Annotated in this window: 16 protein-coding genes; 5 read left to right on the top strand and 11 right to left on the bottom strand. The window is 35.0% G+C overall.

The features are described 5' to 3' along the window. Nucleotides 1-139: 139 nt before the first annotated feature. Nucleotides 140-2,239 (bottom strand): DUF5723 family protein, encoded by a 2,100-nt coding sequence (locus tag KO493_RS05335; RefSeq protein WP_216066914.1) that lies wholly within the window; start codon nucleotides 2,237-2,239, stop codon nucleotides 140-142. Nucleotides 2,240-2,434: 195 nt separating this feature from the next. Between KO493_RS05335 and KO493_RS05340 the strand changes: the two genes are divergently transcribed. From KO493_RS05340 to KO493_RS05355, 4 genes are all read left to right on the top strand, one after another. After that, nucleotides 2,435-3,013 (top strand): cob(I)yrinic acid a,c-diamide adenosyltransferase, encoded by a 579-nt coding sequence (locus KO493_RS05340; RefSeq protein WP_216066915.1) that lies wholly within the window; start codon nucleotides 2,435-2,437, stop codon nucleotides 3,011-3,013. A gap of 300 nt (nucleotides 3,014-3,313) precedes the next feature. After that, complete coding sequence (locus KO493_RS05345) at nucleotides 3,314-3,535, top strand: DUF2795 domain-containing protein (RefSeq protein ID WP_019387375.1); 222 nt, start codon at nucleotides 3,314-3,316, stop codon at nucleotides 3,533-3,535. 167 nt (nucleotides 3,536-3,702) lie between these two features. After that, entirely contained in the window at nucleotides 3,703-7,059 is a 3,357-nt protein-coding gene (gene secA, locus KO493_RS05350; protein WP_216066916.1) for a preprotein translocase subunit SecA, read from the top strand. 166 nt (nucleotides 7,060-7,225) lie between these two features. Continuing rightward, entirely contained in the window at nucleotides 7,226-8,377 is a 1,152-nt protein-coding gene (locus tag KO493_RS05355; RefSeq protein WP_216066917.1) for an SMP-30/gluconolactonase/LRE family protein, read from the top strand. 161 nt (nucleotides 8,378-8,538) lie between these two features. Here KO493_RS05355 and KO493_RS05360 read toward each other — a convergent pair whose 3' ends face one another. Beyond that, entirely contained in the window at nucleotides 8,539-8,970 is a 432-nt protein-coding gene (locus KO493_RS05360; protein WP_216066918.1) for a hypothetical protein, read from the bottom strand. Nucleotides 8,971-9,027: 57 nt separating this feature from the next. Then, the gene (locus KO493_RS05365; RefSeq protein WP_216066919.1) at nucleotides 9,028-9,711 is read right to left on the bottom strand and encodes a peptidoglycan DD-metalloendopeptidase family protein; all 684 of its coding nucleotides are present in this window, start codon (nucleotides 9,709-9,711) and stop codon (nucleotides 9,028-9,030) included. Nucleotides 9,712-9,838: 127 nt separating this feature from the next. On the opposite strand from KO493_RS05365, the gene ttcA reads away from it, so the two are divergent. Continuing rightward, nucleotides 9,839-10,615, top strand: coding sequence for a tRNA 2-thiocytidine(32) synthetase TtcA (gene ttcA, locus KO493_RS05370; protein WP_216066920.1), 777 nt, complete (start codon nucleotides 9,839-9,841; stop codon nucleotides 10,613-10,615). Between the two features lie 266 nt (nucleotides 10,616-10,881). Here ttcA and rimO read toward each other — a convergent pair whose 3' ends face one another. The 8 genes from rimO to KO493_RS05410 all read right to left on the bottom strand — a co-directional run bounded on the left by rimO (nucleotide 10,882) and on the right by KO493_RS05410 (nucleotide 16,535). After that, nucleotides 10,882-12,186, bottom strand: coding sequence for a 30S ribosomal protein S12 methylthiotransferase RimO (rimO, locus tag KO493_RS05375; protein WP_216066921.1), 1,305 nt, complete (start codon nucleotides 12,184-12,186; stop codon nucleotides 10,882-10,884). A gap of 218 nt (nucleotides 12,187-12,404) precedes the next feature. Further along, nucleotides 12,405-13,379, bottom strand: coding sequence for a signal recognition particle-docking protein FtsY (gene ftsY / locus KO493_RS05380; RefSeq protein WP_216066922.1), 975 nt, complete (start codon nucleotides 13,377-13,379; stop codon nucleotides 12,405-12,407). Between the two features lie 214 nt (nucleotides 13,380-13,593). Beyond that, nucleotides 13,594-13,746 (bottom strand): DUF4295 domain-containing protein, encoded by a 153-nt coding sequence (locus KO493_RS05385; RefSeq protein ID WP_216066923.1) that lies wholly within the window; start codon nucleotides 13,744-13,746, stop codon nucleotides 13,594-13,596. A gap of 49 nt (nucleotides 13,747-13,795) precedes the next feature. Next, complete coding sequence (gene rpmG, locus KO493_RS05390) at nucleotides 13,796-13,978, bottom strand: 50S ribosomal protein L33 (RefSeq protein ID WP_150936998.1); 183 nt, start codon at nucleotides 13,976-13,978, stop codon at nucleotides 13,796-13,798. 25 nt (nucleotides 13,979-14,003) lie between these two features. Further along, nucleotides 14,004-14,240, bottom strand: a complete 237-nt coding sequence (rpmB, locus tag KO493_RS05395; RefSeq protein WP_216066924.1) for a 50S ribosomal protein L28 — start codon at nucleotides 14,238-14,240, stop codon at nucleotides 14,004-14,006. Nucleotides 14,241-14,322: 82 nt separating this feature from the next. Beyond that, nucleotides 14,323-15,573 carry a competence/damage-inducible protein A gene (locus tag KO493_RS05400; protein ID WP_216066925.1) on the bottom strand — a complete coding sequence of 417 codons (1,251 nt, stop codon included), beginning with the start codon at nucleotides 15,571-15,573 and terminating at the stop codon, nucleotides 14,323-14,325. Nucleotides 15,574-15,581: 8 nt separating this feature from the next. Next, nucleotides 15,582-15,923: an Hpt domain-containing protein gene (locus KO493_RS05405; RefSeq protein ID WP_216066926.1), complete on the bottom strand. Its 342-nt coding sequence runs from the start codon at nucleotides 15,921-15,923 to the stop codon at nucleotides 15,582-15,584. Continuing rightward, nucleotides 15,924-16,535, bottom strand: a complete 612-nt coding sequence (locus KO493_RS05410; RefSeq protein ID WP_216066927.1) for a fumarylacetoacetate hydrolase family protein — start codon at nucleotides 16,533-16,535, stop codon at nucleotides 15,924-15,926. It lies immediately after the preceding gene. Between the last annotated feature and the right edge of the window lie 11 nt (nucleotides 16,536-16,546).

Consider the following 16,546-nt stretch of genomic DNA (forward strand, 5'->3'; position numbering starts at 1 on the left):
AAATAAGAAAAACAAAAAAAGGCCTGTAACACATTTAGTATACAGGCCTTTTTAAAATTTATTAATTTGAAATGATTATCAGTTTCGTCATGACGCTAAACTAATTTTTAGTATTTACACAAATACAAAAACGAGCTTATTACCTCACTAAAACCACTTCAACACGTCTGTTATTTCTTCTACCTTCTTTTGTAGTATTATCATCAATTGGGTTAGATTCTCCAAAACCTTTATGTGATAATCTAGATGAGCTAATGCCGTTTTCAATCAAATATGTCATTACGGCACTTGCTCTATTTTCAGATAACTTTTGGTTTAAAGTATCGGACCCTGAACTATCCGTATGGCCATTAATAGAAAAGTGTGAATTAGGGTAATCCTTTAAAACCCCCACAATATTATCCAAAACAGCTTTAGACGAATCTTTTAAAGTCGCTTTTCCGTTATTAAATAAAATCGTTTTTGCATAAGCATTTAATGTTTTCAATACAGCTTCAGTTACTTTTGGTGCTGGAGACGGACAACCATCATACTCAATTGTTCCTGCTACCTTAGGGCATTGATCTACATTGTCTAACACACCATCATTATCAGCATCTCCCCATGGGCAACCTTTATTCTCTAAAGTACCAGCCATATTCGGACAAGCATCTACATTATCTAAAACACCATCAGCATCAGAATCTCCCCAAGGACATCCTTTATTTTCTTTAGGACCTGCCTCATTCGGACAAGCATCTTCATTATCTAAAACACCATCAGCGTCAGCATCTCCCCACGGGCATCCACTATTTTCTTCGGGACCTGCAACTTTAGGACAAGCATCTAACTTATCAATAACACCATCGCCATCACGATCTTTTGCATCACCTTGGTAAACAGGAATTTTTATACCTGCATAAACATCGGCAGCCTTAGTATTGTCGCTAACCAATGCACTTAACACAGAACCCGACCCCACATATAATGGACCAAATCTTAATCCAGCTCCAGCTTGAAACCCACTGTATTGCACGACACCCATTGGCAAGTAAAAACTAAATAGTTTACTTTCAAAACGAGGTGTTAAAGATACCGTGTTAGCTATACGTGTAGCCCCTACATTATCCTTTGAGACCAAAGATAAATCGGTATTTAAGTTTACATATAAACGATTTGTAAAACTCCAGTCTGCATTAAAATGTAATGCTGTTGGTAAGTTTACTTTATAACCTTTTTTACTTTCATCTAAAACATAGTAATTTCTTAAAAAGTCTTCAAAACTATCAGCATTATCAAATTCATCCTCAAGATTTTCTACGGTGTCAAATTTATCTATTATATACGTTTCCTCTACACCATCTTTATAATTAATACTCCCTATGTCTGTAATAGAAAGTCCTAATTTAAGCTTGTACTTATTTTTATCTTTAACATAATAGGTGTCGCCATTGCTATTTGTTTTTTGGTAGTCTGGGTAATTTGGACGCCATTCGTACACAAAACCTATGTCGAAACCAACACCTGTAGCATTAGGAAGCTCATATTCGTACCCATCTTCATCAACAGTAGAGTCAAAAACCGCATACGTTAAACGACCTGTAGTTTCTATAGTACCTAGATCTGGACCAGCGCCATCTACCAGATAATCAACACTAATATTATCACCATTAATATGGGCACTACCAGCACCTTGAAGATATTTGGCGGTAAGACCTGCTTTTAAAAACATGGTTCTATCATCTATAATCACTCGAGCATAAGTAACCCCTAATTCACCCCAACCATGACCTGTTGTAATTAAACTACCATCATCAAAGTTAACATCGTCACCATCATCGCTATCAAAGTTTTCAATAAGATTTCCATTAACATTATGTGCGGTCACAAAGGCTCTAGAACGCGTAAAAACAGCTAAAGAGCTCTTTCTATTTATATTGAACATAAATGAAGGCCCCATAATATCGGTATTCACAAGCGCATTGTTGTTATCTGTAGGATAGATATTTGCACTGGCATCAAAATCATAGTCATCTTTAATAGCATCAAAAACATTTACACCAGCATAGTCATTGCCAATAAAAGCACTAACGCCCACGAGGTTAATATCTGTTTTAAAACGGGAATCCGTAATATTAGCAGGGTTGGCAATTACGCTATTCACACCACTGTAATTGTCGGTTAAAAACCCATTAAATGATTGACCTTGCATCACTAATGACGATGCCATGACCAATAATAGTAAAGTAATTTTTCTCATTAATTTTGTTGTTTGGTTTGTAAAGCACGAAAATAAAACATTTATGTTAAAGAAAACATAAAATTAAGGTTAAACCTAATGCCTATGCAGCTTGTATTGCCCCTAAAATTCATTTTTACATTTCTAATTACTATAAACTTATTAGTATATTACCAACCATAAGCTAAAAAACTAATTAACCGAAAGCCATAAAAAATGAAAATCTATACAAAAACTGGAGATAAAGGAACAACGGCATTATTTGGAGGTACACGTGTACCTAAACATCATATTAGAATTGAAAGCTACGGAACGGTAGACGAATTAAACTCTTATTTAGGATTGATACGCGATCAACCCATTCACCAAGATTATATCGATTTAATTATACGGATTCAAGACAGGCTTTTCACGATTGGAGCAGTTTTAGCTACAGACCCAGAAAAAGCAACTTTAAAAAACGGAAAAGCACGTTTAAACATTTCCAAAATTTCTGATGAAGACATCGAACAGCTAGAGCATGAAATGGATATGATGAACGACGCCTTACCTGAAATGACCCATTTTATTTTACCTGGAGGTAATCAATCTGTGTCATTCTGTCACATAGCACGTTGCGTGTGCCGTAGAGCAGAGCGCTTAGCCTCTCAACTTAATGATTTAGAACCATTTGAAGCAAACACCCTAACCTATCTAAACCGCTTATCTGACTACCTTTTTGTGTTGGCACGAAAGTTGTCTTATGATTTGCGAGCAGATGAAATTAAGTGGATTCCTGAAAAAAACCTGGAGTAGATCCACTAAACAGAAGCTTAAAATTTAAATCCGTAAAATTAAACATCTCGGGTTTGAATCTTAAAAAAGATACGTTCTTGTAATTAATGATAAAAATGCGTTTTAAATAATCTTATTAAAATATTTAGAGATTAATTTCTATGAGGTTATTTAAACAAATGGTGAGCTAATACTATAGAGAAGAATCTATTCTTTTAGGGGTTATAAAAAATATAAAAACAAAGAATGAGAAATAATTCGTTTTTTTCTTGTCTATTTGAACTAAAAATTTATTTTTGCACAAAATTAAACACGTAAGAAATGTATTGGACTTTAGAATTAGCATCTTACTTAAGTGATGCACCTTGGCCAGCGACAAAGGATGAGCTTATAGATTACGCAATTCGAACGGGAGCACCGTTAGAAGTTGTGGAAAATTTACAATCTATCGAAGATGAAGGAGACTCTTATGACTCTATTGAAGAAATCTGGTCTGACTATCCTACTGATGAAGATTACCTTTGGAATGAGGATGAATATTAGATAAACGCATAAATAATAATTAAAAAGTCTCGATTTGAGGCTTTTTTTTTGTCCAAATCTTTAAACAAGATGTATCTTTGGAAGCACCAAAAAACGCATACAAAGAACCTTAAAAATAAATCATAAAACGCTTGCGATTGCAAGATGTAACACATAAAATAACTCTCATGAATCTTTTAAATTCTGTATTGAAAGTATTTGTTGGCGACAAATCAAAGCAAGATGTCAAGGCCATCACTCCCATAGTTTCTAAAATAAAGAGCTTCGAGGCTGCTTTAGAAGCTTTATCACATGACGAATTGAGGGCAAAAACAGCCGAGTTTAAAGCTAAAATTGCCGATGCCAATAAAGATATTGATGCTCAAATTTCAAATCTTACCATAGAAGCAGAAAACACTGAAGACATTGATAAGCGTGAAGACATATATTTAGATATCGACAAACTTAAAGACGATGCCTATGTGGTAACGCAAGATGTTTTAAATGAGATTCTTCCTGAAGCCTTTGCTGTGGTTAAAGAAACGGCAAAACGTTTTGTGCATAACACCTCTATTCCTGTTACAGCTAGCGAATTTGATAGATTAATTTCTAGTGAGAAAGATTATGTGGTTCTAGACGGCGATCAAGCAGTTTGGGCCAACTCCTGGGATGCTGCTGGAAAAGCCATCACCTGGGATATGATTCATTACGATGTACAACTTATTGGTGGTATTGCTATGCATCAAGGTAAAATTGCCGAAATGCATACAGGTGAAGGAAAAACTTTAGTGGCAACACTTCCTGTTTACTTAAATGCATTAGCTGGTAAAGGCGTTCATTTAGTAACGGTAAATGATTACTTAGCGAAACGTGATAGTGCTTGGATGGCGCCTATTTTCCAATTCCATGGTTTAAGTATAGATTGTATTGACTACCACAGACCAAATTCTGAAGCCCGTAGAAAAGCTTATAACGCCGATATCACTTACGGAACAAATAACGAGTTTGGTTTCGATTACTTACGTGATAACATGGCACACGCTCCAGAAGATTTGGTGCAACGTCCACACAACTACGCTATTGTCGATGAGGTCGATTCGGTTTTAGTTGATGATGCCCGTACACCATTAATCATTTCAGGACCTATCCCTAAAGGGGATCATCATGAATTTCATGAATTAAAACCTAAAGTTGATGATATTGTTTCGGTACAACGCAAATATTTAACAGGTGTTTTAGCTGAAGCTAAGAAACTTATAAAAGAAGGTGATACTAAAGAAGGCGCTTTTCAATTACTACGCGTTTATCGTGGTATTCCTAAAAACAAGGCGCTTATCAAGTTCTTATCTGAAGATGGCATCAAACAATTACTTCAAAAAACAGAGAACTTTTACATGCAAGACAACAACCGCGAAATGCCTAAGGTTGATGCTGAATTGTACTATGTTATAGAAGAAAAAAACAATCAAGTTGAATTAACAGATAAAGGTGTTGATTATATTTCGGGTAAAGACAATCCAGACTTTTTCATCTTACCAGAAATAGGTATTGAAATTGCAAAGATTGAGAAGCAAGGACTTTCTGCTGAAGAAGAAGCTACCCTTAAAGAAGATTTATACAAAGATTTTGGTGTGAAATCTGAACGCATTCACACATTAAGTCAATTATTAAAGGCTTACGCTTTATTCGAAAAAGACACACAATATGTGGTCATGGACAATAAAGTGATGATTGTTGATGAACAAACAGGTCGTATTATGGATGGTCGTCGATACAGTGATGGACTACACCAAGCGATTGAAGCTAAAGAAAATGTAAAAATTGAAGATGCAACGCAAACTTTTGCAACTGTAACGCTTCAAAATTACTTTAGAATGTACCGCAAACTTTCTGGTATGACCGGTACAGCTGTTACTGAAGCCGGGGAATTCTGGGAGATCTATAAATTAGACGTGGTTGAAATTCCAACCAACCGCCCTATTGCACGTGATGATAGAGATGATTTAGTTTTTAAAACAAAACGTGAAAAATACAATGCTGTTATTGATGAAGTTACCAAATTATCCCAAGCAGGACGCCCAGTATTAATTGGTACAACGTCAGTAGAAATTAGTGAGTTGTTAGGGAAAATGCTTAGTATTAGAAAAATTCCTCACAACGTATTAAATGCAAAACAACACAAACGAGAAGCTGATATTGTGGCCGAAGCTGGTAATGCTGGCCAAGTAACGATTGCAACAAACATGGCAGGTCGTGGTACCGATATTAAATTATCTGAAGAAGTTAAAAAAGCAGGTGGTTTGGCCATCGTAGGTACTGAGCGTCATGATTCGCGTCGTGTCGACAGACAATTACGCGGACGTGCTGGTCGTCAAGGAGATCCAGGAAGCTCTCAATTTTACGTGTCGCTAGAAGATAACTTAATGCGTTTATTCGGTAGTGAGCGTATCGCTAAGATGATGGATAAAATGGGATTAAAAGAAGGTGAAGTGATTCAGCATTCTTGGATTTCAAAATCTATTGAAAACGCACAGAAAAAAGTAGAAGAAAACAACTTTGGTGTTCGTAAACGTTTATTAGAATATGATGATGTGATGAACGCACAGCGTGAAGTGGTTTACAAACGTCGTCATCATGCTTTACACGGTGAACGTCTTCGTGTAGATATAGCCAATATGCTATTTGATACTTCGGAAGGTATTGCGGAAGGAAACAAAGGCGCTAATGATTATAAAAACTTCGAATTTGAATTAATTCGTTATTTTTCAATGGGTGCACCTGTTTCTGAAGCAGAATTTGGCAAACTTTCAGCTCAAGAAATCACTTCTAAAGTGTATCACGCTGCTTTCGATCATTATAAAGAGAAAATGTCTCGAAATGCAGATATGGCTTTCCCTGTTATTAAAAATGTTTATGAAACGCAACGTGATAAATTTAAACGTATCGTAGTACCATTTACTGATGGTATTAAAAGTTTAAATGTCGTTACCGATCTTGAAAAAGCATACGAAACAAACGGAAAACAATTAATTACAGATTTTGAAAAGAATATCGCTTTAGCAATAATCGATGATTCTTGGAAAACACATTTACGTAAAATGGACGAGTTGAAACAATCTGTACAATTAGCGGTTCACGAACAAAAAGACCCTTTATTAATTTATAAATTTGAAGCTTTTGAATTATTCAAAGGCATGATAGACCAAGTTAATAAAGATGTTATTTCATTCTTATTTAAAGGTGAATTGCCTCAAGAAACTCAAAATACAATTCAAGAAGCAAGACAAACACCTACAAAGGAAAACTTGCAAACTCAAAAAGATGAAATTCCTAATTTAGATGAGCGTTCTGCACAAAGTAGAGCTGCAGGAAACACACAGCGTCAGCCAGAAGTTATTGAAACCGTAGTACGATCGGCCCCAAAAATTGGTCGTAACGATCGTGTTACCATCAAAAACGTTATGAATGGTGAAAACAAAACCATGAAATTTAAACAAGCAGAACCATTATTGGCCAAAGGCGAATGGGTTTTGGTCAATGAGTAAACAACATAATTCAAAATAATATAAAAATCCCGTTTATGATAATCGGGATTTTTTTTGATGTACATGTTTTAAACTCGTTGACTTTAAGGTAATATAGGTTAACTCTTAGGTAACAAATAACAGTTTACGACTTATGTCAAAATGTATTTTCGTACAAACTTTAACTATGAAAACTACATTACTTTTATTCGCTTCCTTTTTACTTATTAACCTCACTGCTGTTGCGCAAACCCCAGTTAAACTGAGTTCTGGACAATTTGGTTTCAATGAAGGTCCTGTGTGGGATCAAAACGATAAAATAATCTTCTCAGATGTAGGTACTCGAAAGGTGGAAGTTTATACACTTAGCACCAATAGTTTTTCTACAGCATTCGCTTCTAGCGTTCGAACCAATGGTCTCATGCTAGATGAAAATTCTAACCTTATTATTTGTGAATTCCAAGGTGGAAAAGTTTCACAAAGAACGATCAGCGGTACGGTATTAAATACTTATGCTTCTGGTTTAACAAACCCTAACGATTTGTGTCTTGATAAAAACGATGGCATGTATGTTACCGACCCAAATGATGATGCCATCTACTATATCAGCCCAGGCCCTACACGAACAACCACTTTAGTCAACAGTACTATCGATTTTCCTAACGGAGTGCTTATTTCAAACGACGGCAAGAAGCTACTTGTAAGCGATTCTGATAATTATGAAATCTATCAATTTGACATCAACCCCGCTAATGGTACACTAAGTAATAAAAGTGTTTTTAGCACTTTAGAAGACACTGATAATACCGAACCCAGATCCCTAGCCGATGGTATGGCTTTAGACTCCAACGGCAACCTTTATGTTGCAGCAAAAAAATCCATTCAAATATTTGATGATTCTGGTACACATACCAAAACAATAGCTTTTACTGAAAACGTAACGAATTGTACTTTTGGCGGAACGAACTTAAATACCTTGTTTGTTACAGCTCCTAACGACTTATATAAAATAGATTTCCCTGGTGTAACCGGCTTCCAACATCCGTTTGATCTACCCAAGAATAATTTATCAACTCAAAACACCTCAAATAAGCATTCATTTAATTTATTTCCAAACCCAACCTCCAATCATAAAATCACCATTCAAGTTGGGAAAGTGAAAATCAAAGAGATAGCTCTATATAATAATATTGGACAAAAAATTAATGGTGTTAAAGTTCAACAAATAAATAATGAACTTCTTGTTAATTTGAATCAAAACCTTAAAAGTGACATTTATATACTATCACTTGAAACCACGAATGGAGAAATAATTAATAATAAAATTATAATCAAATAAATAGCCTCAGCCGCAAAATCTGATAGTTAAAAAAACAAACAATGATCACAACACTAAAAATTAGTGCGAAAAAAAGATAAATATTAGGTTCCAAAAAATATTTATCAAAAAAGGCGACTTAAAAATTTTAAGTCGCCTTTTTTATTTTTATGAATTACCTTCTAATGTTCCTTATTTGGATTAGAAACCACAATTTCAAGTTTGTAATTCGCAACTTCGTTTCTACGGGCTGCACTTCTCATTAAATAAACACGTATGGTATAGTCTCCGGTTTTTTCAAGTTGCCCTTCGAACATATTCTCACTCATTGAACCATTAAAAATAGCAACATACTCTTCATTAGGCTCCATTAAATTAAAATAGTTGGCTGAATTATCGGTAGCCATGCTAACATTTAAAAACTGACCTTCCTTGACGTTAACGGTATAATCTACAATTTGATCACCTTTAATATTATTTTCGATGCTCGTAGTGAATTTACCTTCTTCAAACTTTACGACCTCTTTTTTAATGCCCTGAGCATGCGCACTAGAAAATGCTAAAAAGCACCCTAAAACACAAAGCCCTAAGGTTTTTATGATGTTTTGTTTCATAATTTTCTTTAAATGATTCCTATTAAAGATACGAAAAAATATAAAGAAAGATTTTGTTTACTTTTTAAGTTTAAGCAACGGCATGGGGTCTGGGCAATTCTTTTTATAATACTCAAGTTCCTCTTTAGCGCACACCCCAGGATAATCACCTGTATAGTTTTGAATATCTTTTATAGTCTGAAAATGTAAATGTGGTGGGTAATCTCCATTAACTGAAGCGTCGCCTAAAGTACCAAGTTTAGTGCCTGCTTCAAATTTTTGACCAACAACTTTCCCCTCTAAAGATGCCAAACTTAGATGTCCGTAAAGCGTGTAAAATGTAAATCCGTCATACAAATGTTCCAAAATTATTGTAGGTCCATAATCACCAAAATTGGTGTTGTTTTTAAAACTGTGCAAAGTACCCGCTATAGGCGCAAATATCGGAGTTTCTACAGGACTCCATAAATCGATTCCTAGATGAATATTTCGATTAGATTGATCAACTGTATTAAAATAGCTGCTACGCTTATAAATGTTTCTCACCTCTAAATACCCTCCATAGGCTACATCAGCGCCATGCCTCATCAAATACTGATCTACAAATTGACCAAATTTTAATGATGTACTCAAATCATATTTTAAAAAGTCTGTGTTGGTTTCAGATAAATCGAGGTGCACGTATTTTTTAGGAAGGGATTGACCTCCTAACACGCCTAAACTATGCTGACTTACTTTATAAAGCACTTCTGAAAAATCCATAAGCAATTTTCTTTAAGTTGCAGTCAAATGTAGTAAAGTAAACCCAAAAATAATTGAAGTCAATCGGAAGACATTCTTTCCTGTTAAAATTGAATTTTATTTCTCATTATATAATATTTTTGCACTCATGGAGCATTTAGAACAGGTTACAAAAAAATTACATCGCGCGGTTGGCGAAGCCATAAAACAATACACACTTCTAGAGGATGGCGACCGCATCATGGTTTGTCTTTCCGGAGGAAAAGATAGCTACACCATGCTGAATATGTTGCTGTATTTTCAAAAGGTAGCGCCTATTTCATTTGAAATTATAGCGGTTAATTTAGATCAAAAGCAACCTGGGTTCCCTGAAGAGGTGCTCCCAAATTACCTTAGTGCATTAGGTGTTGAGTATAAAATCATAGAAAAAAACACCTATAAAGTGGTTATAGAGAAAACCCCAGAAGGTAAAACGACTTGTAGTCTCTGTTCTAGATTACGCCGTGGTACACTTTATGAAGCTGCTAAAGATTTAGGCTGTAACAAACTGGCTTTAGGACATCATAGAAATGATATTATTGAAACCTTTTTACTGAATTTCTTTTTTGCTGGAAAATTAGAGTCTATGCCTCCAAAATTTAAAAATGATGCTGGCGATTTGGTAGTACTACGACCTCTAGCCTTATGTAAAGAAAGTGATATCGAGGTATATTCGGAGCATATGAATTTCCCTATAATTCCCTGTAATTTATGTGGCTCACAGGAAAACCTACAACGTAAAAAAGTGAAACAAATGATTGCCGATTGGGAAAGTGATTTTCCAGATAGAAGTTCAGTGATGATGAACGCCCTTCAAAATGTATACCCTTCACATTTGTTGGATAGAAAGATTTATGATTTTGAGAATTTGGAGGAGGTTTTGTAGTTGAATCCTCTTAATTATTGTTTCACAGAGATTCGCTGAGGTTTCACAGAGAAACGCCGAGAAATTTCTAGACACAGATTACACTGATTTTCACAGATTTTCTATTTACCTCATCTTGGCGACTTTGTGGCTTTGCGAGAGATTTTTTTGTGCAAAAGACATGTTCTCGACTCCACCTGTCTGCCGATAGGCAAGCTCAAACAACGGTTCTATTACAGCTTCTTAACGGTCTTCGAAGTATATTATTAAGTTGAAATTTGGTGTTTTTAAGAAACCACCTCAGCATAAAGATCAAAATCTTCGGCTTCAGTAATTTTAACCGTGGTATACTCACCTGTTTTTAAGTAAGCTTTAGAAGCATCGATAAGTACTTCGTTATCCACATCTGGTGAATCAAACTCGGTACGGCCAACAAAATAATTACCCTCTTTACGATCGATAACCACTTTAAACACTTGCCCTATTTTCTGCTGATTTAATTCCCAAGAAATTTGAGATTGAATTTCCATAATCTGGTTAGCACGATCTATTTTAACGTCCTCTGGAACATCATCTTCCAAATTATAGGCATGGGTATTCTCTTCGTGACTATATGTAAAACAACCTAGTCGTTCAAAACGCATGTCTGTAACCCATTGTTTCAACTCTTGAAAATGCGCCTCCGTTTCACCTGGATACCCAACAATTAAAGTCGTTCTAATAGTCATTTCAGGCACTTTAGCTCTAAAGTCATGAATTAACTTTGTGGTTTTCTCTTTCGTAGTTCCACGACGCATACTCTTCAATAAATCGTCAGAAATATGTTGCAATGGAATATCAAGGTAGTTACAAACTTTAGCTTCACGCTTCATTACATCTAACACATCCATAGGGAATCCTGTTGGAAATGCATAGTGTAAACGAATCCATTCGATGCCTTCAACCTTTACTAAAGCTTCTAAAAGCTCAGCTAGGTTACGTTTTTTATATAAATCTAATCCGTAGTATGTTAAATCTTGAGCAATTAAAATAAGCTCTTTAACGCCGTTGGCTGCTAATTTTTCAGCCTCGGTAACTAAATCTTCAATAGGCGTACTTCTATGTTTTCCGCGCATAATTGGAATCGCACAGAATGAACATGGTCTATCACAACCTTCAGCAATTTTTAAATAAGCATAATTTTTTGGTGTTGTCGTTAAACGCTCACCAATAAGTTCGTGCTTATAATCGGCACCTAAAGCTTTTAGTAAACCTGGTAATTCCGTAGTTCCGAAATACTGATCAACATTAGGAATCTCCTTTTGTAAATCTGGTTTATAGCGCTCACTTAAACAGCCTGTCACAAAAACCTTGTCAACATCGCCATCCTCCTTCTTTTGCATGTACTCTAAAATCGTGTTCACACTTTCTTCTTTGGCATTATTAATAAAGCCACAAGTATTAATCACCACAACATTACCTTCTTCCTCATGTACAACGTCCTTTCCGCTAGCTTTTAATTGTCCCATTAGGACTTCACTATCGTAAACGTTTTTACTACAACCTAGAGTAACGACGTTAATTTTATTTTTCTTTAGAGTTTTTGTACGCATAACTTGAATAAATGAGGGCGCAAAGATACGGAATGATTCACGATATTAAGTTTTATACCGTAGACTTTATTAAACCTTTAATATATTGAAGGTTAGTATATTATTTAAGGAAAGTAAAGTTTTGTAAACAGAAGACTTAAAAGCAGAAAAAGTAAACCACTAATTCACTTGTAAACTCCTTAAAACGATAAAGCGTTCACTTGTTGTTGTACTGAAATTTACTTAAAAAAAGAATCGACGAATTCAAATTTATTGAAAACCTGAAGGTCTTCAATACCTTCACCAACACCAATGTATTTCACGGGAATTTGAAACTGGTCTGAAATACCAATCACAACGCCACCTTTTGCAGTACCATCTAATTTGGTAACCGCCAATGAAGTCACTTCTGTAGCTGCTGTAAACTGTTTTGCTTGTTCAAAAGCATTTTGACCTGTAGAACCATCTAAAACTAATAAAACATCATGAGGCGCATCGCCAACCACTTTCTGCATAACACGTTTCACTTTAGACAACTCATTCATTAGGTTCACTTTATTATGCAAACGTCCAGCGGTATCGATAATAATCACATCAGCCTCTTGGTTTACACCAGATTGCAAAGCATCGAAAGCTACCGAAGCTGGATCACTACCCATTTCTTGACGCACCATAGGCACATCTACACGGTCTGCCCAAACTTGAAGTTGATCAATTGCCGCCGCTCTAAACGTATCTGCTGCACCTAAAACCACCTTTAAACCTTGCTTTTTAAATTGATAAGCGAGTTTACCAATCGTTGTTGTTTTACCAACACCATTAACCCCAACAACCATTAAAATATAAGGCGTTTTTGTGCCATCTGGCTGGTTTGGAAACTTCGGAATCGTATATTCTGTGTCTTCACCAGAATTGGTTTCGCTTAATAAACCAGCAATTTCTTCACGAAGAATTTGATTTAGTTCGGCCGTACCTAAATATTTATCTTTTTCAACGCGCTCTTCAATACGCGTTATCACTTTAAGAGTTGTATTTACTCCAACATCACTAGAGACTAAAACTTCTTCCAGATTATCTAAAACGTCGTCATCAACTTTAGATTTCCCAGCAACAGCTTTACCCAATTTATCAAAAAAACTAGATTTCGATTTTTCTAATCCTTTATCTAAGGTTTCTTTTTTTTCTGAGGAAAATATTTTTTTAAAAAAACTCATATTAATCTGTGGTTGGTGATTTAATTAAACGCTTATCACAAGTGAAACTATTCGCGTTACTATTTTGATTGTTCAATATTATAAGCTTGTCAACTTCCTTACCATAATAGTCAAACTGTTATAATGACAGGTCCTAAAATTTTAGTTCAAATATAAAAATAAAAAAGCTGCTTTCGTAAAGAAAGCAGCTTATAATATATTGAAACGCTACGTTTTAGTTTTTAGCTAAAAAGTCGTTAACTTGATCTGGACTCATAATAGATTCAACAAACATGTAAGCTCCTGTTTTAGGCGACTTAACCATTTTTATTGCTTTTGTTAATCTTTTAGATCCTGTTTGTAATGATGCTACTGATTTCTTTGCCATGACCTATAGTGGTTTTATTTGGCATTTTTACTTATGTAAAAATGTCTAATTATTTAATTTCTTTATGAACTGTCATACGCTTAAGAACTGGATTAAATTTCTTAATCTCCATTCTATCTGGCGTGTTCTTTTTATTTTTCGTAGTAATATATCTAGAAGTTCCTGCTTGTCCAGACTCCTTGTGCTCTGTGCACTCTAAGATTACTTGTATTCTGTTACCTTTCTTTGCCATGTCTTTTACTTATTAAATACAGCTATTATTTTAAAAATCCTTTAGATTTTGCATCTTTAATTGCTGCAGAAATACCAACTTTGTTGATAGTTTTTAAAGCAGCTGCAGAAACCTTTAAAGTTATCCAGCTGTCTTCTTCTGGAATGTAAAAACGTTTCTTTAGTAAATTCGCATTGAACTTGCGTTTAGTTCTGTTTAATGCATGAGACACGTTGTTTCCAACCATCGCCTTCTTTCCTGTAAGTTCACAAACTCTTGACATTTCTATATAACTTTAATTTCTTGTTGCTTAAAATCGAGGTGCAAATATACAATTAATTTATATTCCAACAACAGAAATTTAATCAATTTTTAAAAATTTCTTTCAGAAGCATTTCTAAAGCCTTATTTACAGCTTTATTTATCACTTTAATTCTTAGTTTTCCGAAGTTAAATTCCTGAGAGTAAACACCGTCTCTAGTCGCTACTGCTATAAAAACGGTACCAACTTCGGCGTTAGAATCACCCTTTGCAGGCCCAGCATTTCCCGTGGTTGCAATGGCGTAATCAGACTGAAATAATTCCTGAGCATTTCTTGCCATTCCTTCTGCTACCTGAGCACTTACAACAGAAAATTGTTCGATATCTGTTTTAGAAACTTTTAAAACATTAATTTTTGATTGGGTAGAATACGTCACTATACCGCCTTTAAAGTAAGCTGAAGCTCCTGAATTTACGGTAAACCGTTCTGCTACAGCTCCACCAGTGCAACTTTCTGCCATGGCAAGGGTTCTACCAGACTTTGTAAGTTGTTTAGCTATAACTATTTCTACAGAACCATCTTTATCCTCAATACCAGCAAATTCATCTTTAATTAAAGGAATGACTGCATCTATCTGTTTTTGCACTTCTTTATTAAGAAGTTTAGCATCATATCCTTTTGTGGATAAACGCAAGCGCATTAATCCTAAACTCGGCAAATAGGCCAATTTAATATGAGAAGGCAAAGCATCTTCCCATGCTTCAATACGATCGGCTAAAGCACTCTCTCCTAATCCATATACCAAAAGCGTTTTGTGTAATATATATGGACAATTGTATTTGTTCTTTAATTTAGGAACAACTTCGTTAACTATTAAGGCTTCCATTTCATAAGGCACACCGGGAAGTGATATAAATACCTTTTCCTCTTTTTCCAGCCACATTCCAGGAGCTGTTCCAAGGGTATTCATTAAAACCTGTGATTTTGACGGTACTAATGCTTGATCTTTATTAACTTGAAGTAACTTTGAGCCTACATTTTGATTCCAAATCGATTCTATGTTTTCTAATACCTTAGTATTTAAAACTAAGCTGTCATTAAAATAATCGGCAATTGTTTTTTTAGTAATATCGTCCTTTGTTGGTCCTAATCCTCCAGTAAGTATGATAATATCGACATGACGTTCCGCATCTTTTAACGCAGCCAATATATGGGCTTTATCATCTTGAATAGAAGTAATTTGATAAATTGAAACGCCTATTTTATTAAGTTGCTTGGCAATAAACGCAGAATTTGTATCTATAACCTGACCTATAAGTAACTCGTCACCAATGGTTATTATTTCTGCAAGCATGTATTATATTATAAGTTGAAATCTGACTTCATTTCGGCTACTGCATTATCAACAGCCGTTAACACTACAGCTAACTGTGCTGTAACATCTTCTTCTTTTTTTTCGAATTTTCCCCAATCTTGAACTTCTATTAAGGTGTCTAATACACCCAATTCAAATAAATCGATGGTAGGTTTCATTTTGTGTGCTGCTTGATAAGCGTTGTAATAATCTTTATCAGCTACGGCTTTTTTTAACCGCTCGGCATCCTCAGGAACTTCTCCTAAAAAAGCTTCCGCCAAGGCTGCTATAAATTCTTCATCGTTGTCTGCTAATTCTCTTACCCTAAATAATTTGTAATGCTGCTCCATTTACTTCACTGTTATTGAAAACATTTCTTTGTTTTCTATAAATCCTTTTAACTTATCATTTGCGCATACTTTAGATACGCCTGCTGGGGTTCCCGTAAATATAATATCTCCTATCTTTAATGTAAAATATTTAGACACATATTCTATTATTTCATCGATTTTCCAAAGCATATGGCTTGTATTTCCATTTTGGACAATATTTTCGTTCTTTTTTAAAGAAAACGTAATATTATTAACTTCAGGAAGTTCGTTTTTAGGAATCCACTCACCTATAACGGCTGCACCATCAAATGATTTTGCTTTCTCCCAAGGCAAGCCTTTAGCCTTTAACTGACTTTGTAAATCTCTAGCCGTGAAATCTATACCTAAACCGATTTCATTATAGTACTTATGTGCAAATTTCTTATCGATATGCTTTCCAACACGATTTATTTTCACCAAAACCTCAACTTCATGGTGAACGTCATCAGAGAAATCTGGAATAAAAAAAGGTTGTTTTTTTAGTAAAATCGCCGTGTCCGGTTTTATAAAGATAACAGGCTCGGTTGGTTTTTCATTTTGAAGTTCGGCAATATGTTCGGTATAATTTCGCCCGATGCAAATGAGTTTCAATTTGGATTAAT

It is taken from the genome of Pseudotamlana agarivorans, from assembly GCF_018860245.1.
Classification (GTDB): domain Bacteria; phylum Bacteroidota; class Bacteroidia; order Flavobacteriales; family Flavobacteriaceae; genus Pseudotamlana; species Pseudotamlana agarivorans_A.